This is a genomic window from Novosphingobium sp. ZW T3_23 (assembly GCF_044987305.1).
In the GTDB taxonomy this organism is placed as follows: Bacteria; Pseudomonadota; Alphaproteobacteria; order Sphingomonadales; family Sphingomonadaceae; genus Novosphingobium.
The window spans coordinates 1-19,339 of record NZ_JBJDRF010000053.1 but is presented as its reverse complement, the minus strand read 5'-3'; the positions used below and the strand labels follow the sequence as shown (position 1 = coordinate 19,339).

The 19,339-nt window shown below is 63.6% G+C and carries 23 protein-coding genes; 12 read left to right on the top strand and 11 right to left on the bottom strand.

Annotated features, from left to right (window positions below; genetic code table 11):
• Window positions 1-63 precede the first annotated feature (63 nt).
• The 6 genes from ACI3K3_RS20655 to ACI3K3_RS20630 all read right to left on the bottom strand — a co-directional run bounded on the left by ACI3K3_RS20655 (window position 64) and on the right by ACI3K3_RS20630 (window position 6,019).
• Window positions 64-1,053, bottom strand: coding sequence for a ParB/RepB/Spo0J family partition protein (locus ACI3K3_RS20655; RefSeq protein ID WP_404917119.1), 990 nt, complete (start codon window positions 1,051-1,053; stop codon window positions 64-66).
• Window positions 1,050-1,826 carry a ParA family protein gene (locus tag ACI3K3_RS20650; protein WP_404917117.1) on the bottom strand — a complete coding sequence of 259 codons (777 nt, stop codon included), beginning with the start codon at window positions 1,824-1,826 and terminating at the stop codon, window positions 1,050-1,052. The genes ACI3K3_RS20655 and ACI3K3_RS20650 overlap by 4 nt, the downstream gene beginning before the upstream one ends.
• Window positions 1,823-2,464 carry a 16S rRNA (guanine(527)-N(7))-methyltransferase RsmG gene (gene rsmG, locus ACI3K3_RS20645; protein ID WP_404917115.1) on the bottom strand — a complete coding sequence of 214 codons (642 nt, stop codon included), beginning with the start codon at window positions 2,462-2,464 and terminating at the stop codon, window positions 1,823-1,825. Before rsmG ends, ACI3K3_RS20650 begins: the two co-directional genes overlap by 4 nt.
• On the bottom strand, window positions 2,461-4,323 hold the full coding sequence (mnmG, locus tag ACI3K3_RS20640; protein ID WP_404917113.1) for a tRNA uridine-5-carboxymethylaminomethyl(34) synthesis enzyme MnmG: 1,863 nt from the start codon (window positions 4,321-4,323) through the stop codon (window positions 2,461-2,463). The genes rsmG and mnmG overlap by 4 nt, the downstream gene beginning before the upstream one ends.
• Window positions 4,324-4,390: 67 nt before the next feature.
• On the bottom strand, window positions 4,391-5,680 hold the full coding sequence (mnmE, locus tag ACI3K3_RS20635) for a tRNA uridine-5-carboxymethylaminomethyl(34) synthesis GTPase MnmE (protein ID WP_404917111.1): 1,290 nt from the start codon (window positions 5,678-5,680) through the stop codon (window positions 4,391-4,393).
• A gap of 63 nt (window positions 5,681-5,743) precedes the next feature.
• Window positions 5,744-6,019 (bottom strand): DUF6489 family protein, encoded by a 276-nt coding sequence (locus ACI3K3_RS20630; RefSeq protein WP_404917109.1) that lies wholly within the window; start codon window positions 6,017-6,019, stop codon window positions 5,744-5,746.
• Window positions 6,020-6,150: 131 nt separating this feature from the next.
• Here ACI3K3_RS20630 and ACI3K3_RS20625 point away from each other — a divergent pair, with 131 nt between their 5' ends.
• Both ACI3K3_RS20625 and ACI3K3_RS20620 read left to right on the top strand, forming a co-directional pair.
• A complete protein-coding gene (locus ACI3K3_RS20625) occupies window positions 6,151-6,846 on the top strand; it encodes a dienelactone hydrolase family protein (RefSeq protein WP_404917107.1) in 696 nt (231 codons plus the stop codon).
• A gap of 71 nt (window positions 6,847-6,917) precedes the next feature.
• The gene (locus tag ACI3K3_RS20620) at window positions 6,918-7,886 is read left to right on the top strand and encodes a quinone oxidoreductase family protein (RefSeq protein WP_404917105.1); all 969 of its coding nucleotides are present in this window, start codon (window positions 6,918-6,920) and stop codon (window positions 7,884-7,886) included.
• 198 nt (window positions 7,887-8,084) lie between these two features.
• Here ACI3K3_RS20620 and ACI3K3_RS20615 read toward each other — a convergent pair whose 3' ends face one another.
• From ACI3K3_RS20615 to hemE, 4 genes are all read right to left on the bottom strand, one after another.
• Window positions 8,085-8,798: a TerC family protein gene (locus tag ACI3K3_RS20615; protein ID WP_404917103.1), complete on the bottom strand. Its 714-nt coding sequence runs from the start codon at window positions 8,796-8,798 to the stop codon at window positions 8,085-8,087.
• Window positions 8,799-8,813: 15 nt separating this feature from the next.
• Window positions 8,814-10,070 carry a transcription termination factor Rho gene (rho, locus tag ACI3K3_RS20610; RefSeq protein ID WP_404917101.1) on the bottom strand — a complete coding sequence of 419 codons (1,257 nt, stop codon included), beginning with the start codon at window positions 10,068-10,070 and terminating at the stop codon, window positions 8,814-8,816.
• Between the two features lie 348 nt (window positions 10,071-10,418).
• Window positions 10,419-10,844: a CopD family protein gene (locus tag ACI3K3_RS20605; protein WP_404917099.1), complete on the bottom strand. Its 426-nt coding sequence runs from the start codon at window positions 10,842-10,844 to the stop codon at window positions 10,419-10,421.
• Window positions 10,845-10,972: 128 nt separating this feature from the next.
• Window positions 10,973-12,010, bottom strand: coding sequence for a uroporphyrinogen decarboxylase (gene hemE, locus ACI3K3_RS20600; protein WP_404917097.1), 1,038 nt, complete (start codon window positions 12,008-12,010; stop codon window positions 10,973-10,975).
• Window positions 12,011-12,370: 360 nt separating this feature from the next.
• Here hemE and ACI3K3_RS20595 point away from each other — a divergent pair, with 360 nt between their 5' ends.
• The 10 genes from ACI3K3_RS20595 (at window position 12,371) to ACI3K3_RS20550 (ending at window position 18,967) form a co-directional block, all read left to right on the top strand.
• Entirely contained in the window at window positions 12,371-13,216 is an 846-nt protein-coding gene (locus ACI3K3_RS20595) for a pyruvate, water dikinase regulatory protein (RefSeq protein WP_313434529.1), read from the top strand.
• A 32-nt stretch (window positions 13,217-13,248) separates the two neighbouring features.
• Complete coding sequence (locus tag ACI3K3_RS20590) at window positions 13,249-13,833, top strand: Maf family protein (RefSeq protein WP_404917095.1); 585 nt, start codon at window positions 13,249-13,251, stop codon at window positions 13,831-13,833.
• Window positions 13,830-14,687, top strand: coding sequence for a shikimate dehydrogenase family protein (locus tag ACI3K3_RS20585; RefSeq protein WP_404917093.1), 858 nt, complete (start codon window positions 13,830-13,832; stop codon window positions 14,685-14,687). Before ACI3K3_RS20590 ends, ACI3K3_RS20585 begins: the two co-directional genes overlap by 4 nt.
• Window positions 14,684-15,271 carry a dephospho-CoA kinase gene (gene coaE / locus ACI3K3_RS20580; protein WP_404917091.1) on the top strand — a complete coding sequence of 196 codons (588 nt, stop codon included), beginning with the start codon at window positions 14,684-14,686 and terminating at the stop codon, window positions 15,269-15,271. Before ACI3K3_RS20585 ends, coaE begins: the two co-directional genes overlap by 4 nt.
• Before the next feature lie 49 nt (window positions 15,272-15,320).
• The gene (dnaQ, locus tag ACI3K3_RS20575; RefSeq protein WP_404917089.1) at window positions 15,321-16,004 is read left to right on the top strand and encodes a DNA polymerase III subunit epsilon; all 684 of its coding nucleotides are present in this window, start codon (window positions 15,321-15,323) and stop codon (window positions 16,002-16,004) included.
• A 24-nt stretch (window positions 16,005-16,028) separates the two neighbouring features.
• Window positions 16,029-16,598 (top strand): ribosome hibernation-promoting factor, HPF/YfiA family, encoded by a 570-nt coding sequence (gene hpf, locus ACI3K3_RS20570; protein WP_313434520.1) that lies wholly within the window; start codon window positions 16,029-16,031, stop codon window positions 16,596-16,598.
• Window positions 16,599-16,817: 219 nt separating this feature from the next.
• Window positions 16,818-17,279 carry a PTS sugar transporter subunit IIA gene (locus ACI3K3_RS20565; protein WP_404917087.1) on the top strand — a complete coding sequence of 154 codons (462 nt, stop codon included), beginning with the start codon at window positions 16,818-16,820 and terminating at the stop codon, window positions 17,277-17,279.
• Entirely contained in the window at window positions 17,269-17,763 is a 495-nt protein-coding gene (locus ACI3K3_RS20560; protein ID WP_404917086.1) for a PaaI family thioesterase, read from the top strand. Before ACI3K3_RS20565 ends, ACI3K3_RS20560 begins: the two co-directional genes overlap by 11 nt.
• 3 nt (window positions 17,764-17,766) lie before the next feature.
• Window positions 17,767-18,123, top strand: a complete 357-nt coding sequence (locus ACI3K3_RS20555) for a DUF1491 family protein (RefSeq protein ID WP_404917084.1) — start codon at window positions 17,767-17,769, stop codon at window positions 18,121-18,123.
• A 193-nt stretch (window positions 18,124-18,316) separates the two neighbouring features.
• Entirely contained in the window at window positions 18,317-18,967 is a 651-nt protein-coding gene (locus ACI3K3_RS20550) for a cell wall hydrolase (RefSeq protein WP_404917082.1), read from the top strand.
• Between the two features lie 79 nt (window positions 18,968-19,046).
• Here the strand turns inward: ACI3K3_RS20550 and ACI3K3_RS20545 are convergent.
• The coding region (locus tag ACI3K3_RS20545; protein ID WP_404917080.1) for an endonuclease/exonuclease/phosphatase family protein at window positions 19,047-19,339 on the bottom strand (293 nt) is incomplete at its 5' end.

Genomic DNA, 19,339 nt, shown 5'->3' with positions numbered 1-19,339 from the left:
TCCACGCAAACGGCGCCCGAACTGAGGTTCAGGCGCCGTTCGACATTCAGCACATTCGAAAGTTCAGATCGCGCCGCCGGTCAGGCGCTGGCAGATCAGGTCGAGCTGGTCCAACGTGGCATAGCGGATCGTCACCGTGCCCGATTTCGGATCGACATCGGCATTGATCTTCACCGGCAGCCCGAGAAACTCTTCCAAGTGGCTCTGCACCGCAACGATGTCGGCGTCCTCATGCGTATTGCGGGCGGTTCGGGCGCGGCGCGGCGCAACATCGCCGCGTGCCTTCTTGCGCACCAGCTTCTCGACCTCGCGCACCGACATCTGCTTGTTGATCGCAGCGTCAGCGATCTCCTCGGCACCTTCGCAGCCGATCAGCGCACGGGCATGGCCCATCGACAGGCTGCCCTTCTCCACCATCGCGATGACCCCGTCCGGAAGGGCCAGCAAGCGCTGGAAGTTGGCAACATGGCTGCGACTCTTGTCGACCATGCGGGCGATCTCGGCCTGAGTCATGCCTTCGAATTCCGCCAGGCGATTGTAGGCCCGTGCTTCCTCGATCGGGTTCAGATCCTCGCGCTGGAGATTCTCGATCAGGGCCAGAGCCATGACCTCGCGTTCGGTGAGTTCGCGGACCAGCGCGGGAATTTCGTGAAGCTGCGCCTTCTGCGCTGCCCGCCAGCGGCGTTCACCGGCAACCAGCTGGTAGCGTCCGTTGTCCGTGGGCCGCACGATGATCGGCTGAATCACGCCGCGATGTGCGATGGAGGCTGCCAGTTCCTCCAGCGCTTCCTCGTCGAAGATGCGGCGCGGCTGATCCGGATGCGGGGTGATATCCGCGATGGCAAGCACGGCGAGCCCACCCGCCCTGGGCAGCGTCCCCCGGCCCTCGGACCCTCCGGAAGCAGCCAGCGGCTCCTCGCGGCGGGTTTCGCCCAGCAGGGCACCCAGTCCCCGGCCGAGGCCTTTCGGCTTCTGCTTGGAGGCAGCGGCGGCACCGCCTGCGGTATTGAGTGCGGTGGGTACGCTGATGCGGACGATCGATTCGTCGTTCATGCCGCTTTCCTCTTCTCGGGCAGGCGGGTGATAAGTTCGCGCGCCAGCGCCATGTAGGCCCGGCTGCCCGCGCAGGCATGATCGTAGATCAGGGCAGGCACACCATGGCTGGGCGCTTCGGAAAGGCGCACATTGCGCGGAATCGTGGTTTCGAAAACGAGCTGGCCGAGGCAGGATCGCACATCGTCGGATACCTGGTCGGTCAGGCGATTGCGGCGATCGAACATGGTCAGCGCAATGCCGATAATGCCCAGATCGGGATTGAATCGCTGCTGCACCCGCTCCACCGTCTGGAGAAGCTGGCTGAGCCCTTCCAGCGCGAAGAACTCACACTGAAGCGGCACCAGCAGCGTATCCGCCGCCGTCAGCGCATTCAGCGTCAGGAGGCCCAGCGAAGGCGGGCAATCGATCAGGCAGACGTCATAGCCCAGATCGGCGCGCAGAGCCGATCGAAGGCGGTTAGCGCGATCGTCGGCATTGACCAATTCGACCTCGGCCCCGGACAAGTCCACCGTAGCCGCCAGAAGATCGAGATTGGGGATGCTGGTTGGCATCACGCAATCGGCCACCCGCACCCGGTCCACCAGCACCTCATAGGAAGTGCGATCCCGTTCCGACGCCGAAACGCCGATTCCGGTAGAGGCATTACCCTGGGGATCGAGATCGATCAGCAGCGTCTTCCAGCCCGTAGCAGCGAGGGCGGTGGCGATATTGATCGCGCTCGTGGTCTTCCCCACTCCGCCTTTCTGGTTGGCGATAGCGATACGGATCACTTGGTCATACCCTTCCTGTCGGCCAGCTTGCCGACAATGATGCCTGCCTGCGGGTCCGTCAGGGACTGTTCCACGTGGAACATGTGCCGCCACTTGCGAAGGTCTTCCAGTTCTTGCTTTGCAGACCGCCCCTTGGGCAACAGCCAAACCGTGTCGCTTGTGGAAAAACGCGAAGAAATTGTCAGAAGTTTTTCCAAAGGCGCAAAAGCACGCGCCGAAATCACGCTGACCGGAAAGCTCTCTACGAGTTCGAGGCGCTGTCCAACGACACGCGCATTTTCCAGTCCCATCGCGATGCGGGCCCGATCCAGCCACTCGATCCGCCGGGCCCGTGATTCAACCATCACGACCTGGCATTCCGGTCTCAGGGCCGCAATGACCAGTCCGGGGAAGCCGGCTCCGGTACCAAGGTCCAGCCACGGCGTGGATGTTTCACGTGGAACATGCGGAAGCAGCTGGGCGCTGTCGATGATGTGCCTCAGCCAGACCTGTTCGAGGCTCGCCGCCGATACCAGGTTTTGCTGGCGATTTTCCTCGACCAGCATGGCGACCAGGGTCTCCAGACGAACCCAGGCCTCTTCGTCGCATTCGGGTAATGCACGCAGCCATTGGCGCGCTTCGTCTTCGGTCGTGATCACGCCGCCTCCCTGCGGGCATGAACCAACAGCGCCGAAAGCGCCGCCGGTGTAATTCCGGGAATACGGCCCGCCGCCGCGAGAGTCGCCGGGCGGGCCTTGCTCAGTCGTTCCACCATCTCGCGGGATAGCCCCGGAATCTCGGCGTAGGGAAAATCATCGGGCAGGGACAGTGCCTCGCTGGCACGAAGATCGCGCAGTTCCCGCTCCTGTCGATCGAGGTATGGCGCGTAAGCGGCATCCTCGACCATCTCCTCGGCCAGCGCTTCATCAGCCACAAGCTCCGGATCGATCCAGGGAGACAGCCCGGCCAGATCGACGCCTCCAAAGCGGAGCCACTCCCGCAGTTTAAGCCGACCCACATCGGCCCGGACGGGAAGCCCCGCCTGAGCGAGTTCATGGCCGGAAACGGACGTATCAAAACCTGCGTCGATCTTCGCCCGCTGGGCGAGACGGGATTCGAACCAGGCCCGGCGTTGCGCTCCGGCCGAACCGATCTCGATGGCCAGTGGCGTCAGCCGAGTGGACGCATTGTTGGCTCGCAGACGAAGTCGATATTCGGCCCGTGCGGTGAGCATCCGATAGGGCTCGCTCACACCGTGCAGAGTCAGATCGTCGATCATCACCGCCATGTAGCTGTTGGCCCGATCCAGCGCCGGTGCCTCGCGCCCCAGCACCGCCGCTGCGGCGTGCATGCCCGCGACCAGGCCCTGCGCGGCAGCCTCTTCGTAACCCGTCGTGCCGTTGATCTGTCCGGCGCAATAGAGGCCGGGCATATCCCGCAGTTCCAGGCTCGATCGAAGTGCGCGGGGATCGATGTGATCGTATTCGACGGCATAGCCGGGAACGACCATCTCCACCCGTTCCAACCCCTCCATCGTGCGCAGCATCTCCAACTGCACGTCCGTTGGCAGCGACGTGCTTACGCCGTTGGGATAGACGAGAGGATTGTCGAGACCTTCCGGCTCCAGGAAAATCTGGTGACCATCGCGATCCGCGAAGCGATGAATCTTGTCCTCGATCGACGGACAATAGCGCGGGCCGGAAGCGCCGATCGCCCCGGTGAACAGAGGCGAGCGGTGGAGGTTGTCGCGAATCACGTCATGCGTGCGCGGGTTGGTCCGGGTTATGGCGCAGAAGACCTGCGGAACCTGGCGACGGGTGCCCGCGTCATTCGCGGGCATGGCGGACATCGTCCAATCCTCGCCATCGGAAGGCTGCTCGTCCAGGCGAGCCCAGTCGATGGTGCGACCGTCAAGGCGCGGCGGCGTGCCCGTCTTGAGTCGCGCCATCGGCAGTGCGGCATCCCGCATCTGCTCGGCCAGGCGTTGCGCCGATGCCTCCCCGATCCGGCCGCCCGTCAGCCGTTCCTCACCTCGGAACAGCGTGCCGCCCAGGAACGTGCCGGTACAGAGCACGACCGCGCGTGCATCGAGTCTGGTTCCGTCCGAAAGCTCAATGCCGACCACCCTGCCCTGCGTCACGACGAGAGCCGCAGCTTCACCGCCCACCAGGGTGAGATCGCCCTGCTGCTGGAGCAAGCGGTGGATAGCTGCCTTGAACAGCTTCCGATCGGCCTGAACGCGTGGCCCCTGAACGGCGCTGCCCTTGGAGCGATTCAGCATGCGATAATGGATGGCTGCGGCGTCGGCGGCGCGGGCGATGAGACCGTCGAAGGCATCCACCTCGCGAACGAGATGGCCTTTTCCAAGCCCGCCGATAGCGGGATTGCAGCTCATTGCGCCAACGGCATCCAGGTCGAAACTGACGAGCGCCACGCGCGCGCCCATGCGCGCGGCGACTGCCGCAGCCTCGCAGCCGGCATGGCCGCCGCCGATTACGATCACGTCGAAGGAGTGCATGGACCCCGCGCTTACCCGAAGCCGCGAGTCACGTCAAAGCAGCCTGTCATGTTTCACGTGGAACATACTACTTGCCAATGCAGAACCTTCCGAACAGCGCGTCCAGCATGTCCTCGGTGGTGGCGCGCCCTACCAGAGCATCGAAAGCCGATCTCGCCAACCGGAGCCCTTCCGCGACCAGCAGGGGATCGCTTTCCACCCCCGCCGCCTCGATCGCTCGTTTAGCTTCGGCCACGAGCAAGTGCTGCCGGCGATTCAAGGCAGCATCGCCCGGCCGGGGCATCATCGATCTGGCGGTAGCGATGAGATCGTCTCGCAAGCCGTCGAGGCCCTCTCCGGACATGGCGGAAACGCGATGGCGGGCCGCCTTCTTCTGTTCCACGTGAAACAGATCCGCCTGTGGGGAGATTTCCCAAGCATCCGCGGGGCCCTCTCCTTCCGGTCCGAGCCATAGCACCAAGTCTGCCCTGCCGAGTTCGGCCCGGGCCCGAGAGATGCCGATGGCCTCGATCTCGTCTCCTGTCTCGTCACGCAGGCCGGCCGTATCGCCGAACAGGAAAGGCACACCGCCCAAGGACACTGCACGAGTCAGGACGTCCCGGGTGGTGCCCGCAAGGGGCGAGGTGATGGCTGCCTCATCCTCGACCAGGGCATTGAACAATGTGCTCTTGCCCGCGTTGGGCGGACCGGCGAGCACGACGCGATATCCGTCGCGCAATGCTTCCGCGCGCGGTCGATCCAGCCACTCTTCCAGCTCGGCGCGAATCTCGCTCAGGCGCATCAGGAAATCAGGCGGCAGATCGGCAACGTCGTCTTCATCACCGAAATCGAGCACCGCCTCTACCGCAGCGGAGGCCGTCAGCACGCGATCGCGCCATGATTCGACTTGGCGTGAAAATGCCCCGCCCGCCATCGCCAGCGCAGCCTGACGCTGAAGTTCCGTTTCAGCTGAAAGGAGATCCGCCAGGCCCTCGGCCTCGGCAAGGTCGATACGGCCTTGAGCGAAGGCCCGCCGGGTAAATTCGCCCGGTGCCGCGCGGCGCAGCCCCGTCTCACTCAGAAGCGCGGCTTCCACGGCGGCTACTACCGCCCTCCCCCCGTGGAGATGAAGCTCTGCAAGGTCTTCCCCGGTCGCCGTCCTGGGACCGGGAAACCAGAGCACCAGCGCCTGATCCAGAATCGCGCCTTCGCGGCTGCGCAAGGTTCGGTAACTTGCACGGCGGACAGCGGGCAGCGTCCCTGCCAGCGCCGCAAGAGCGGACCCGGCCTGGGGACCGCTGATCCGGACCACGCCGATCGCCGCAGGAGGCGATCCGCTGGATAGGGCGAAGATGGTGTCTTGACGTCCTGGGGACATGGGTTCGGAAGGCATGGCTCCCGCGCTACAGGAGCGGAAGCCTCACGGAAACCCCGCCCGGCGTCAGCCGTCCTTCTTGGGTTTGCCGCTGCCGGTCATGGCCCCGCTCATCGCCATGGCAGCGCCGTTTTCGAGAAACTGCTGGAACAGCTTGAGACCAAGCTGACCCATGGGGGCAACCTGCTTGCTCAGTTCCTGAAGCTGATCGAAATTCCCCACGCCCTGCATGGCCTTGGCCAGCGCATCGACATAGACATCGTTCGCCTTGGTGACATCCGGCAGGCCGAGGAACCGCCGTGCCTCTTCAGGCGAGCATTCGACCTCGACATTGACCTTCATCACGGCCTCCCATGGAATTTGTTCATCTGGGGTGGCACATGGCGTTGGCAAAGTCCACCGCTCGTGCCTAACCTCGATAACGTTCCTATGGCCCGGAAGGCTGCCAGAATCGCTATCCGCAGGAGAGTTTCATGACCAATACCGAAATCCCGACGCTCGACGGCGACGGCCTGATTCCCGCTTACGTCGCCCGTCCCGAAGGTACCCCGCGCGGCGCGATCATCGTGCAGCAGGAAATCTTCGGCGTCGATGCCGGTATTCGCCAGAAGGCCGATAGCTGGGCCGCGCAAGGCTACCTTGCCGTCGCGCCCGACACGTTCTGGCGCCAGAAGCCGGGTATCGAACTGAGCCCCTACGTCGAGGAAGAGTTCAAGCAGGCCATCGACCACATGATGGCGCATGATTTCGATCTCGGCATCCGCGACATCGAAGCCGTGATCCACTGGATTCGCCGCGAGGAAGGCGTCCCGAAGATCGGCCTCGTCGGATTCTGCATGGGCGGGCGCATCGCCTACATGGTGGCCGCGCGCACCGATATCGATGCCTCGGTGGGCTACTATGGCGTGATGATCGACCAGATGCTGAATGAAAAGCACGCCATCGCCCGTCCGCTCATGTTGCACATTCCCACCGCCGATCACTTCGTGGATGCCGCCGCGCAGAAGGCGATCCATGACGGTCTCGACGATCATCCGCGCGTCACCCTCTGGGACTACGAAGGCCTGGACCACGGCTTCGCCGCCGAAATCGGCGCCCGCCGCGACGAAGCCGGCGCTGCTCTGGCCGACAAGCGCACGGCCGATTTCTTCGCCGAGCACCTCGGCTGACATTACGGGGCCCGGCCTTCCGCGCCCTTGCGGCGCGGGCCGGGCATGCCTCATTCAAGGACTTCCAGACGATGACCAGCGGATATCGAATGATAGCGCGCGCCCATGGCGGCCCCGAAGTGATCGAGCGCGAGGACTTCGATGTCCCCTCCCCCGCTCCCGGCGAAGTGCTGATCGAAACCGAGGCGGTCGGTCTCAACTTCATCGATACCTATTATCGCAAGGGACTCTATGCCGATGCCTTACCGATCTGTCTGGGGTCGGAAAGCGTCGGAAGGATCGTGGCGCTGGGCGAAGGCGTATCCGGATTTGCCGTAGGCGAACGGGTCGGCACGACCCATGCGGGAGGTGCATATGCCACCCACCGCCTGATCGCTGCCACCAAGGTCATGCGGATACCCGAATCGATCGCGCCTGAGATCGCCGCCGCCGTGATGCTCAAGGGCCTGACAGCGTGCTACCTCGCCGAAGACACCTTCCCCGCCGCGAACGGCCATGTCGCCTTGGTTCACTCGGCAGCCGGCGGCGTAGGCTCGCTGCTGGTCCCCTGGCTGCTCGATCGCGGCGTGACCGTCATCGCCCATTCCGGCAGCGCCGAAAAGGCCGCGCAAGTGCCCGGAGATCATTCGCTCCATTGCGATTTCAACGAGCTGCCCGAAGCCGTCCGCGAGATTACTCAGGGAGAGATGTGCCATGTCGTCTACGACGGCGTCGGCGCTGCCTCCTGGTCGGCCTCGCTCGCCTCGCTGCGCAAGCGGGGATTCATGGTGACTTACGGCAATGCTTCCGGCCCCGTTCCGCCGGTGGCGCCGCTGGACCTGATGAAGGCGGGATCGATCTATCTCACCCGCCCGACTCTCGCGGACTACGTCGCCACGCCGGACCAGCTTGCGATCAGCGCGCAGAAGCTGTTCGACCGGATCGCCAAGGGAGTCCTCAAGCCGCGCATCGGGCAGACCTTCAAGCTGGAGCAAGCCGCCGAAGCGCATCGGGCTTTGGAAAGCCGGGCGACCATTGGGTCTACGGTTTTGATTCCCTGAAGAAGTAAAAGGAAGAGCAGGGGTTATTACCCCTGCACCCCGTTACTGTCGTCGGTGCGCGCTGCCTATTCGTTGTGCGGCCACTGCGCCGCAAGGAGCGCACCACGGATAGGTCGCGCGCGAGGTCGGCATTCCGAGGGTCTGGGGGATCATCCCCCAGGAACAAAAAAAGGGCCCGGAAACCCGAGCCCTCCTTCATCAGATCAGAGTGACGATCCCAAGTTGCGGATCGACCCACCCCTCGTAGATCATCTTCACCGCCACGTAGAGGATCACTACAAGGCCGATCCAGGCGATCCAGCGGTAGCGCTCGATGTACCGGGCGATGAAGTTCGCCGCCACGCCCATGAGGGCCACGGCGAAGACCAGCCCGACGATCAGGATGCCCGGATGCTCACGCGCAGCACCGGCTACGCCGAGCACGTTGTCGATCGACATGGAGATATCCGCCACGGCAACCGAGATCGCCGCGCCGGCGAAGCTCTTGGCGGGCTTCACGCCCGAATGCTCGTCGCCCACGATCTCGGGCGAGCCCGGAGAGTGGGAGCCGGCGCGAATCTCGCGGTACATCTTCCAGGCCACCCAGAGCAGCAGCAGCCCGCCCGCGAAGACGAGCCCGACGATGCCCAACAGCCAGGTCACCATGAGGGCGAACGCAACGCGCAGAACCAGCGCCGCGATCACGCCGATGGCGATGACCTTCTTGCGCTGGTCTGCCGGAAGTCCGGCGGCCAGGGCACCGACCACGATGGCATTGTCGCCTGCCAGCACCACGTCGATCAGCAGCACCTGCAGGAACGCCGACATTGCTGCCGGCGTCCCCAGGTTCGAGAAATCGTTGACGATGTGCTGCCAGATCTCGGCGGGGCCACCCAGTGAGGAGGTGGCCACCAGAGTCTGAAGAATGCTCAAGCCCCCGAGCTCCCCTTACTGGTTCATGGTCGAGAAGAAGTCCTCGTTGGTCTTCGAGTCCTTCATCTTGTCGAGCAGGAACTCCATCGCGTCGACGGTGCCCATCTGCATGAGGATGCGGCGCAGCACCCACATCTTGGTAAGCTGGTCCTTGGGAACCAGCAGCTCTTCCTTGCGGGTGCCCGACTTGCCGACGTCCAGCGCGGGGAAGATGCGCTTGTCCGCCACCTTGCGGTCCAGGACGATTTCGGAGTTACCCGTGCCCTTGAACTCTTCGAAGATGACTTCGTCCATGCGGCTGCCGGTGTCGATCAGGGCCGTGGCGATGATGGAGAGCGAGCCGCCCTCCTCGATGTTGCGCGCGGCGCCGAAGAAGCGCTTGGGGCGCTGCAGGGCGTTGGCGTCGACACCGCCGGTCAGCACCTTGCCCGACGAAGGCACCACGGTGTTGTAGGCGCGGCCCAGACGGGTGATCGAGTCCAGAAGGATCACCACGTCGCGCTTGTGCTCGACCAGGCGCTTGGCCTTCTCGATCACCATTTCGGCGACCTGGACGTGGCGCTGCGCGGGTTCGTCGAAGGTGGAAGAGATGACCTCACCCTTCACGCTGCGCTGCATGTCGGTGACTTCCTCGGGACGCTCGTCGACGAGCAGGACGAGGAGGAACACCTCTGGGTGGTTGTCGGTGATGGCCTTGGCCATGTTCTGCAGCAGCACGGTCTTACCCGTGCGCGGCGGCGCCACGATCAGGGCGCGCTGGCCCTTGCCCTGGGGGCTGACGAGGTCGATCACGCGGGCCGACTTGTCCTTGACCGTGGGGTCCAGGGTGTCGAGGCGCAGGCGCTCGTTCGGATAGAGCGGCGTCAGGTTGTCGAAGTTGACGCGGTGGCGCACCGCATCGGGATCGTCGAAGTTGACGCTCTGGAGCTTGGTGATGGCAAAATAGCGCTCGCCGTCCTTGGGGGCGCGGATTTCGCCTTCCACGGTGTCGCCCGTGCGCAGGCCCCATTTGCGGACCTGGTTGGGCGAGACATAGATGTCGTCGGGGCCGGCAAGGTAGTTCGCCTCGGGGCTGCGCAGGAAGCCGAAGCCGTCCGGCAGCACTTCGATGGTGCCCTGTCCGATGATTTCCTCACCGTCCTCGGCCACTTCCTTGAGAATGGCGAACATGAGGTCCTGGCGGCGCAGCGTCGAGGCGCCTTCAACGCCCAGTTCCTCTGCCATTTCGACCAGCTCGGCCGATGATTTCCTCTTGAGTTCTTTAAGATGCATTTGTCTGGATTCCGGATGGAAAAGGTGTGTCGGCCGGCGGGATCGTAAGGCTTGGGGAAAGCGGATCCGGGCAGGAGAATGGGCTCGCCGCCCTGTGCCGGAACAAGGCTCAGATAAGCCTTCGGCGGGTTCCGGTCAACGAGTCAATCCGTCAAGCGGCGTCTGGGCGGGGCGAATGGAAACAGCCGAGGCCGTCGTCCCGGACCTGATCCGGGACCGCTGGCCATGAACAGCCCAACTCACGGCTGGGCGTTTTGCTGTACGGTGGCGCCTAAAGTGCTGACAGCGGTCCCGGATCAAGTCCGGGACGACGGATTCACTCCGGATTTACGCTAAACTCCCGCCTTCTCAGAACGGCTTCACGACCACTAGGATCACGATCACGACGGCCGCGAGCCCCGGAATCTCGTTCAGCAGACGCAGCTTCTTGCCGGTCAACGGACGTTCGCCGCGCGCCAGCTTCTTGCCGTAGCCCACCAGCCAGCCGTGGTAGCCCGAGAGTCCCAGTACGAAGAGCAGCTTGGCATGAAGCCAGCCTTCGCTCCAGGCCCCCATCGCCGTGGCGGTGGCGATGCCCAGGACCCAGGTGAGGATCAGCGAAGGCGTCAGGATGATCTTGCGCAGCTTCGCCTCGCGATCGATCCAGCGCAGTTCCTCTGCCGAGCCGGCTTCCGCCTCCTGGTGATAGACGAAGTAGCGCGGCAGCATGAACAGCCCGGCCATCCAGAAGATCACGAAGATGACGTGTCCGGCCTTGAGCCAGAGATAGAGCATGGAAAGCACTTCCTGCATGGGTGCCGCGAGACTCGATGGTTCAGGGGCGGCCCTCCTGCACCCTTGGCATCCACGGGGCAAGACGATTCCGACCCTGAATCGCAAGCTGAATCAGCGGGGTGACCCGATCAGCGTGACCAGTTCCGCACGATTCCCAGCAGCTGCTCAACATGGGCGATGGGGGTGAACTGCCCGATACCATGGCCGAGATTGAACACGTGGGGACGGTCCGCGAAGGCATCGAGCACCCGCCGGGCCTGGAACTCCAGTTCCTCGCCGCCGGAAAGCAGCAGCAGCGGATCGAGATTCCCCTGCACGGGAAGCCCTTGAGGCAATTCGCGCGCGGCCCATATCGGGTCTATCGTCTCATCGATTCCGACCGCGTCTACACCCGTCTCACGGGCATAGGCGGGAAGTTTTTCGCCCGCTCCCTTGGGGAAGCCGATGATCGGAGTCTCGGGATGGCGCGCCTTCACCGCCGATACGATGGCGGCATTGGGAGCGATGACCCAGCGCTCGAACTGGGCCGGAGAGAGCGACCCCGCCCATGAATCGAACAACTGGACGGCCTCGGCTCCGGCTTGAATCTGGCCACTGAGATATTCGACAGTCACCCCCACGATAGCCTGGATGATCTCCGCGAAGGCCGAAGGGTCGCGATAGGCCATGGCGCGAGTCTCATGCTGATCCCGGCTGCCCTCGCCCGCGCACATGTAGGTGGCGACGGTCCAGGGGCTTCCGGCAAACCCGAGCATCGTCTTGCCTGAATCGAATTCGGCATCGAGAGCGGCGCGAACTTTGCGCACCGTTTCGTAGATCGGCGTGAGCCGTTCCGGAACTGAGGTTAGGCCCTTGAGCGTGGAATCGACGAGGCGCGGAGTCAGCTTCGGGCCTTCGCCGGCCAGGAATTCGAGATTCTGACCCATGGCGTACGGCACGATCAGGATGTCCGAAAACAGGATCGCGCCGTCGAAACCGAAGCGGCGGATCGGCTGCAAGGTGATCTCCGCAGCGGCGTCGGTATCGTAGACGAGCGCCAGGAATCCACCCTTTTCCGCGCGCAGGGCGCGGTACTCGGGAAGGTATCTTCCGGCTTGGCGCATCAGCCAGACTGGACGCTTGCTCGTGTTCGTTCCGAGCAGGTTTTCGAGAAGGAGGCCAGGCATCGAGATTCACGTCCGATCAAAAAAATAAAAGATTCTTAGAAGGATGATGGAGTCTGTTGGCCCTGTGGATATCGGGGACTTTTGAATCTTGCACGATTCAATCCACGCCGAACAGGTTCAAATTTGCGAAGCGACTCTCCGAGGAGTCTGAGTCAAAGACTCTTTATCCCGGTTACCCACAGGGTGTGGGGCGGATTTGAATCATGTTTACGACTCTCTCGATGAAATCGGTTCAATGTGGAGGAAAGCCGGGAACCGAGTTGTCACCAGCACTATCCCGTGGTTTATGCCGCCACATATCCACAGGCCGCCGGGATGTCTCGGGGGTTCTTCAAGCGAAAGACTTCGGAACAGCCCCGAATGGCGCGTTTTCACCTCCACCTGCTATCTGACTCCACCGGCGAAACGCTGGAAATGATCGCCAAGGCCGCCCTCGCCCAGTTCGACGATTCAGACGTGTTGCGGCACTTCTGGCCGATGGTCCGCTCGCAGCAGCACCTCGACCGGATCATGGGCGAGATCGCCGCCAATCCGGGCCTCGTGTTCTTCACCCTCGTGAACGAGGAAACGCGCGGACGGCTGGAAGAGCGCTGCCAGCAGCTCGGCCTGCCGGCGATCGCCGTGCTGGATGGCGTCACCGATGCGCTGGAGGCCCTGCTCGGTCAGGAGGCCAAGGGCCGTCCCGGTCGCCAGCACCGCCTGGACGATGCCTATTTCGCCCGCGTTGACGCGATTCAGTTCACCATCGCCCATGACGACGGCATCGCCTGGGAAGACTGGGAGGAATCGGACATCGTGCTGGCGGGCGTTTCGCGCACCAGCAAGACGCCGACCTCGATCTACCTCGCCAATCGCGGCTACAAGGTCGCGAATATCCCGATCGTGGTCGAAAGCCCGCCGCCGCCGCTGCTGTTCGGGCTGAAGCGGCCCCTGGTGGTCGGCCTGACCACGGCGCCTGACCGGCTGATTCAAATTCGCCGCAATCGTCTGCTGTCGCTCAGCCAGTCGCCCGATACCGACTATGTGAAAAGCGACAGGGTGGAGAACGAGCTGAAATATGCGCGCCGCATGTTCGCCGACAATTCCTGGCCGGTGATCGACGTGACGCGCCGCTCGATCGAGGAGACCGCTGCGGCGATCATCAATCTCTATAACGAGCGCAAGGCGGAAGGATCGCAGGATCCGCTCGGCCCGAAACCGATTTGAAAGCGGCCGATTTGAACGCGAAAGAGTCAACGATGATCGTCCTGGCATCGCAAAGCGCTTCGCGGCGCGCCATGCTCGAAGCCGCCGCCATCCCGTTCCGCGCCCAGCCCGCTCATGTCGACGAGCGGGCCATCGAGGCCGGTCTTGCCGGCAGACCGCCGGCCGAGGTCGCGCTGGAACTGGCGCGGGCCAAGGCGCTGGCGATCTCTACCGAGGCGCCGGGCGAACTCGTTCTCGGTAGCGATTCGCTCGTCGAATGCGGCGGTCGCCGGTTCGACAAGCCCGCGAGCCGGGAAGCGGCGGCGGAGCATCTGCGCTTCTTTTCCGGCAAGGTCATGAATCTCCACAGCGCCGCCGCCCTCGTGCGCGACGGCGAAGTGCTCTGGGCCGAAGACGCGGTGGCGAAACTCCATGTCGCACCGCTTTCCGAGTCCTTCATCGCGGAATATCTCGATGCGGAATGGCCCGAAGTCGCCGGCTGCGTCGGGGTATTTCGCATAGAGGCGCGCGGCGTGCAGCTTTTCGAGACGATCGAGGGCGACTATTTCACCATCCTCGGCATGCCGCTGCTCAAGGTGCAGGCGGCGCTGCGCCGCTTGGGAGAGATCGCCCAATGAGCCTGCTTTACGCCGAAGTGATCGGTGATCCGATCGCGCAGTCCAAATCTCCGGTGATCCACGGATTCTGGCTGGAGAAGCTGGGGCTTTCCGGCCGCTACGATCGCCATCAGGTGCCGGTGGAGGGCCTCGCGGATTACCTGGCGCAGCGCCGCGCCGATTCCTACTGGCGCGGCTGCAACGTCACGATGCCGCACAAGCTCGCGATTCTTCCCCTGCTCGATCGGCTGGATCCGCTTGCTGAAAGGATCGGTGCGGTCAACACGGTGGTGCGCGAGGCGGACGGGACTCTGACCGGCTACAACACCGACGCGGCCGGATTTCTCGAGCCGCTGCAACCTCTGCTCGATCAGACTCACCTGTTCCGCATGGCGCGCGTGCTCGGCACCGGCGGCGCTGCACGCGCGATCGTCGCGGCGCTGGCGGAGCGGGGCTTCGTGGTGGTCCTGGCCGGCCGCGATCCTGCCAAGGCGCGGACCATGCTGGACGAACTGACCGCGCAGGACGATCACCACGCCATCGATCTGGCGCACTTTGCCCAGGCCACCGACTTCGCTTTCGACGACCGCGAGCAGTGCCTCGACCTGATCGTCAACGCCAGTCCGCTGGGCATGACCGGGCAGCCGCCGCTGGCTTTCGATTTCAGCCATGCGCCGCCGCGCAGCGTGGTCTACGATATCGTCACCAGCCCGCTCGACACCCCCCTCCTCCAGCAAGCACGAGAAGCAGGATTCGAGACGGTGGACGGTCTCTCCATGCTGATCGGCCAGGCAGACGTCGCTTTCCGTCGGTTCTTCGGCGCCACGCCGCCGCGCGCCTTCGATCCGGAACTGCGCGAACGCCTGACGTCATGAGAATTTTGGGACTCACCGGCTCGATCGGCATGGGCAAGTCGACCGTCGCCGGGATGTTCCGCGATCTTGGCGTTCCGGTGTTCGATGCCGATGCCACGGTCCATGACCTCCAGGGACCGGAAGGTGCGTTGGTGCCGGCGATTGAAGCGGCTTTCCCCGGAACGACGGGCCCGCAGGGCGTCATCCGCGAGAAACTTGGCGCGGCGGTGTTCGGTGACCGGGATGCGCTCGCGCGACTCGAGGGCATTGTCCATCCCGCCGTCGCGGAGGCCCGGCGACGGTTCATGGCCGACCATGACGGCGCGCCGCTGGTCGTATTCGACATTCCCCTGCTTTATGAAAAGACCGGCGAGCGCGGGCTGGACGGCGTGGTGGTGGTATCCGCCCCGGCCGATATGCAACGGGCGCGGGTGCTCGCGCGGCCGGGCATGACGGCGGAAAAATTCGAGCAGATCCTGGGCTTGCAGGTTGCCGACGCGGAAAAACGCGCGCGGGCCGATTTCGTGATCGATACCGGTACGTCGCTGGCAGAAACCCGCGAGCAGGTGGGCCGCATCGTGGACGCGTTGGCCGAGTCAGAATAATCCCCTCAGGCCCTTGCGAAGTGAAGCGGGCAGGCAGATATGGAGAGGGATGAGAGAGATCATCTTCGATACCGAAACCACAGGTTTTGACCCCAGAAGCGGGGACCGAATGGTGGAGATCGGCTGCATCGAGATGGTCAACCGGGTGCCGACCGGAAAAACCTATCACGCCTATTTCAATCCCGAGCGCACGATGCCGGCCGAAGCCGAAGCCGTGCACGGGCTGTCGGATGCGTTTCTCGCGGACAAGCCGCTTTTCGCAGACTGTGCCGACGCTTTCGTGGCCTTCATCGGCGATGCCCCGATGATCGCGCACAATGCCTCTTTCGACTTCAACTTCATCAATTTCGAACTCGTGAAATGCGGGCTGGCCGAAGTCTGCCTGACGCGGATGGTCGATACCGTGGCGCTTGCCAAGGTTCGCCATCCCGGCGCCAAGCTTTCGCTGGACGCGCTCTGCACGCGGTACGGAATTGATCGAAGTCATCGAACCAAGCACGGCGCCTTGCTAGACGCCGAGCTGCTCGCGCAGGTCTACGTGGAGCTCAGGGGCGGTCGTCAGATCGGTCTCGAACTCCTCGCCGAAACCGCCGGGATCACCACGGAAACGCGGATCCTGCTTCGAAAGGACCGCCCCTTCCGTCAACCGCGTCCCCACGCGGCCACCGAGGAGGAACTCCTCATCCATGCGGAGTTTCTAAAGTCGGTGGATGCCCCGCTCTGGGGCGCCTGAATCACAGCAGAGGAGTAATCACCCATGGACATCCGCGTTTCCGGCCATCAGGTCGACACCGGTGAAGCCCTCCAGACCCACGCCAGCCAGCGATTGACCGCGATCGTGGACAAGTACTTCAGCCGCGCGCTGTCGTCGCAAGTCACGTTTGGCCGCGCGCCTGCCGCGGCTTTCCGCTGCGATATCGTGGTCCACGTGATGCAGAACCTCGTGCTCAAGGGCACCGGCATGGCGCAGGACGCGCATATCGCCTGCGATCAGGCGGCTGAAAAGATCGACAAGCAACTTCGCCGCTACAAGCGCCGGATCAAGGATCGTCATGAGCAGACCGCTCATGCGGTGGCCGTGGAAGAAGCCGCCTACACGATCTTCGAAGAGCAGGCGCAGGAACAGGAAGAAGAGTTCGATGCGGATGCGCCGGTAGTCATTGCCGAGACCCGCGTTGACGTTCCCGAAGCCACCGTTTCGGACGCGGTCATGATGCTCGACTTGCGCAACACCACGGCGTTGCTGTTCAAAAACGCTGGCACGGGACGCCATAATATGGTTTACCGCCGCGGCGACGGTTCGATTGGCTGGGTTGAACCGCACTGACGCCAACGTCGGCGCCGATCCAGGCGTCTGTACTTCTTTTCGAAGGAGAAGCATAACCCCCGGTTTTCCGGGGGTTATGAACGTTTAATCCAGGAGCATTTTCCAGCTGACCGGCAACGGTCTACGGCTCGGAAAATGCGGCAATAGAATGCCATAGCGGTTTCGCCCCGGTGGAATCGCTATGGGCAAACCCCGTTTGGGCCAGAACCAGAAACGCAAATGAGCAGTCTTTTTACCCTCCTGCCTGACGCCGTGGTGACTACCAGCGCAGACAGCAAGCAAGCGATTCTCGGCCGCCTCGCCGATCTGTTCGCCGAGGTTTATCACCTCGATCGGGAACAGGTGCTGGCGCGCGTCGTCGAGCGAGAGGACATGGGCAGCACCGGCTTCGGCCGCCGTATCGCCATTCCCCATGCCCGCATGGCAGGTCTGGGCCGCCCGGTGGCGGTGGTGATGCGCCTCGATTCGCCGGTCGATTTCGATTCCGCCGATGGCGTGTCGATCGATCTGGTCTTCGGACTGCTCTCGCCCGAGAACGCGGGCGCAACCCACCTTCACGCGCTGGCGGCGATCTCGCGCATGATGCGTGACGAACGCATGCACGCGGCGCTGATCGATGCGCCGGGCCCCGAGGCGCTCTACAGCCTGCTCAATAACGTCATCGAGCGCGATGCCGCCTGACGTACTGGAAGTCGGTGCTCCGGATTCGTCCGGCGCCGGCATGCACTGGCGGGCGCTGGAGGGTCTCTATGCCTCGGCGCCGATCAATGGATTGTTCCGCTCGCGGCTGGATATCCCGGGCGAGGGCCTGTCGCGGATCACGTTCGACGTGGAGCCGGACTGTTTCCACGCGGCGGGGGCTGCCCATGGCACCATCTACTTCAAGATGCTCGACGATGCGGCCTTCTATGCAGCTAACACGTTAGTCACCGATCGCTTTCTGCTGACCACGTCGTTCAACCTGCTGCTGAGCAAACCCATCAAGGGCGGCACCGTCGTTGCGGAAGGACGCTGGGTCAGCGGCCGTCGCCGGGTGCTGGTCGCGGAGGCGCGGCTGGTCGATGCGGAAGGCGACGAAGTGGGGCGCGGAACCGGCACTTTCATGCGTTCGCGGATCGCCCTTTCCAGCTTGCCCGGGTACTCGGGCTCGGGCGGACCGGGCTGAGCCGTGGACGCGCGGATTCCCGCCCATATCGAGGTTTCGGGCCTCATTCGCGCGGTTGAGGCCGAAGGTGGATTCGGCGCCGTCCTGAACAAGGGGGAGCGCGACGCCGGGACGATCATGCTCGTTCTGATCGAGAATGGAGACAATGCGCGAATCTATGAGCGCATGCCGCAGCTCGACGGATCGCGGACCTGGCAATGCACCAGAAGGCAACAAACCAGCCCGGATTTCGGTGAGTCCATCACCATGAGACTGGCGTTCTCCGATTACATCGAGACTCGCGGGCGGCAGGATCCGGACTTGTGGATCGTCGAACTGGATGTCGCGAAGCCGGAACGGTTCATCGGGCTTGGTGTATAACCGGGTTGACTTGCGCGACATGCAAGTTAATGGCCTCTGCACAGACGCGGAAGCGGCTCGGGCAGCATTTCGGCCAGCCCGGCTAGCACGCAGACGGGGAATCGTCGGCAGGACAGTTGGAAGGTGAACGCCTCTAAAAGGCATTCCGTTCCCGCCTGCGTCAGATTGGTTCACCGCCTTTGATCATGATTTGATGCGAAGCAAAGTTCAGTGGGCTAGCGCGTTGGCGCTGGCCGCTACGGTTTTGACCACCCTGTTCGGCGCGCAAGGTTCGGGCGCCGCGGCTCTGGCACCGGTTCTGGTGCAGGCCCAATCGAACCTCGACCCGATCTTCGTATCGCAGCCGGTCGTCCAGTCCCTCCCCTCGGAAGATGGGGAAGAAGCGACGGACGCGGTTCTGGCCGATGATGAAGCGGACGTTCCCGTCGATGCGGACACGCTGGCGCAGCTGGTTGCGCAGCAGTCGGTCCCCGGCCAACTCAGCAGCGAGATGCGCTGCCTTGCCAGCGCGATCTATTTCGAATCGCGCGGCGAAACACTCGAAGGCCAGCTCGCCGTGGGCCGCGTGATCATCAATCGCGCTGAATCCGGCCGCTTCCCCGCCAGCTATTGCGGCGTGGTCTATCAGCCTTCGCAGTTCTCGTTCATCCAGGGCAAGAAGATGCCCAAGGTGCGTGAACATTCAAGCGGCTGGCGCGAGGCTGTTGCCGTCGCCAAGATCGCCGTCGAGAAGAGCTGGAAGAGCCCGGTGAAGGGCGCCCTCTTCTTCCACGCGGCCCGCGTGGCACCGAATTGGCGTCTGACGCGCCTGGCCCGGGTAGACAACCACATCTTCTATCGTTGAGATAACGCCGTTCTGCGGCAGGCACGAAAAAGGGGAGCGAAACAGGCCGTTTCGCTCCCCTTTTTCATGTGCTTGAGGATCAGTCCCGCAACTGGACCCAGACCGGAGTGTGATCGCTGGCCTTTTCCCGCCCGCGATAGGACTTGTCGACGCCGCAAGCGACGAGCCGATCCGCCAGTTCGGGCGAGAGCAGCGCATGATCGATGCGGAAGCCGTGATCGCGTTGCCAGGCACCCGCCTGATAGTCCCAGAAGGTCCAGATGCCGCCGCGCGGATTGTGCGTGGCAATGGCATCGGTCCAGCCGTCGCCCAGCAAGCGGAAATAGGCATCGCGCGATTCCGGCTGCATGAGTGCATCGGCGGCCATGGCCG

Bases quoted from the DNA above. Each gene is read 5' to 3' on its own strand.
- dnaQ (WP_404917089.1), top strand. From the start codon at position 15,321: ATGAGAGAGATCATCTTCGATACCGAAACCACAGGTTTTGACCCCAGA.
- mnmE (WP_404917111.1), bottom strand. From the start codon at position 5,680: ATGTCCCCAGGACGTCAAGACACCATCTTCGCCCTATCCAGCGGATCG.
- ACI3K3_RS20590 (WP_404917095.1), top strand. From the start codon at position 13,249: ATGATCGTCCTGGCATCGCAAAGCGCTTCGCGGCGCGCCATGCTCGAA.
- hemE (WP_404917097.1), bottom strand. From the start codon at position 12,010: ATGCCTGGCCTCCTTCTCGAAAACCTGCTCGGAACGAACACGAGCAAG.
- ACI3K3_RS20560 (WP_404917086.1), top strand. From the start codon at position 17,269: ATGCCGCCTGACGTACTGGAAGTCGGTGCTCCGGATTCGTCCGGCGCC.
- coaE (WP_404917091.1), top strand. From the start codon at position 14,684: ATGAGAATTTTGGGACTCACCGGCTCGATCGGCATGGGCAAGTCGACC.
- ACI3K3_RS20620 (WP_404917105.1), top strand. From the start codon at position 6,918: ATGACCAGCGGATATCGAATGATAGCGCGCGCCCATGGCGGCCCCGAA.
- ACI3K3_RS20595 (WP_313434529.1), top strand. From the start codon at position 12,371: ATGGCGCGTTTTCACCTCCACCTGCTATCTGACTCCACCGGCGAAACG.
- mnmG (WP_404917113.1), bottom strand. From the start codon at position 4,323: ATGCACTCCTTCGACGTGATCGTAATCGGCGGCGGCCATGCCGGCTGC.
- ACI3K3_RS20605 (WP_404917099.1), bottom strand. From the start codon at position 10,844: ATGCTCTATCTCTGGCTCAAGGCCGGACACGTCATCTTCGTGATCTTC.
- rho (WP_404917101.1), bottom strand. From the start codon at position 10,070: ATGCATCTTAAAGAACTCAAGAGGAAATCATCGGCCGAGCTGGTCGAA.
- ACI3K3_RS20625 (WP_404917107.1), top strand. From the start codon at position 6,151: ATGACCAATACCGAAATCCCGACGCTCGACGGCGACGGCCTGATTCCC.
- ACI3K3_RS20550 (WP_404917082.1), top strand. From the start codon at position 18,317: ATGCGAAGCAAAGTTCAGTGGGCTAGCGCGTTGGCGCTGGCCGCTACG.
- ACI3K3_RS20585 (WP_404917093.1), top strand. From the start codon at position 13,830: ATGAGCCTGCTTTACGCCGAAGTGATCGGTGATCCGATCGCGCAGTCC.
- ACI3K3_RS20630 (WP_404917109.1), bottom strand. From the start codon at position 6,019: ATGAAGGTCAATGTCGAGGTCGAATGCTCGCCTGAAGAGGCACGGCGG.
- ACI3K3_RS20655 (WP_404917119.1), bottom strand. From the start codon at position 1,053: ATGAACGACGAATCGATCGTCCGCATCAGCGTACCCACCGCACTCAAT.
- hpf (WP_313434520.1), top strand. From the start codon at position 16,029: ATGGACATCCGCGTTTCCGGCCATCAGGTCGACACCGGTGAAGCCCTC.
- ACI3K3_RS20565 (WP_404917087.1), top strand. From the start codon at position 16,818: ATGAGCAGTCTTTTTACCCTCCTGCCTGACGCCGTGGTGACTACCAGC.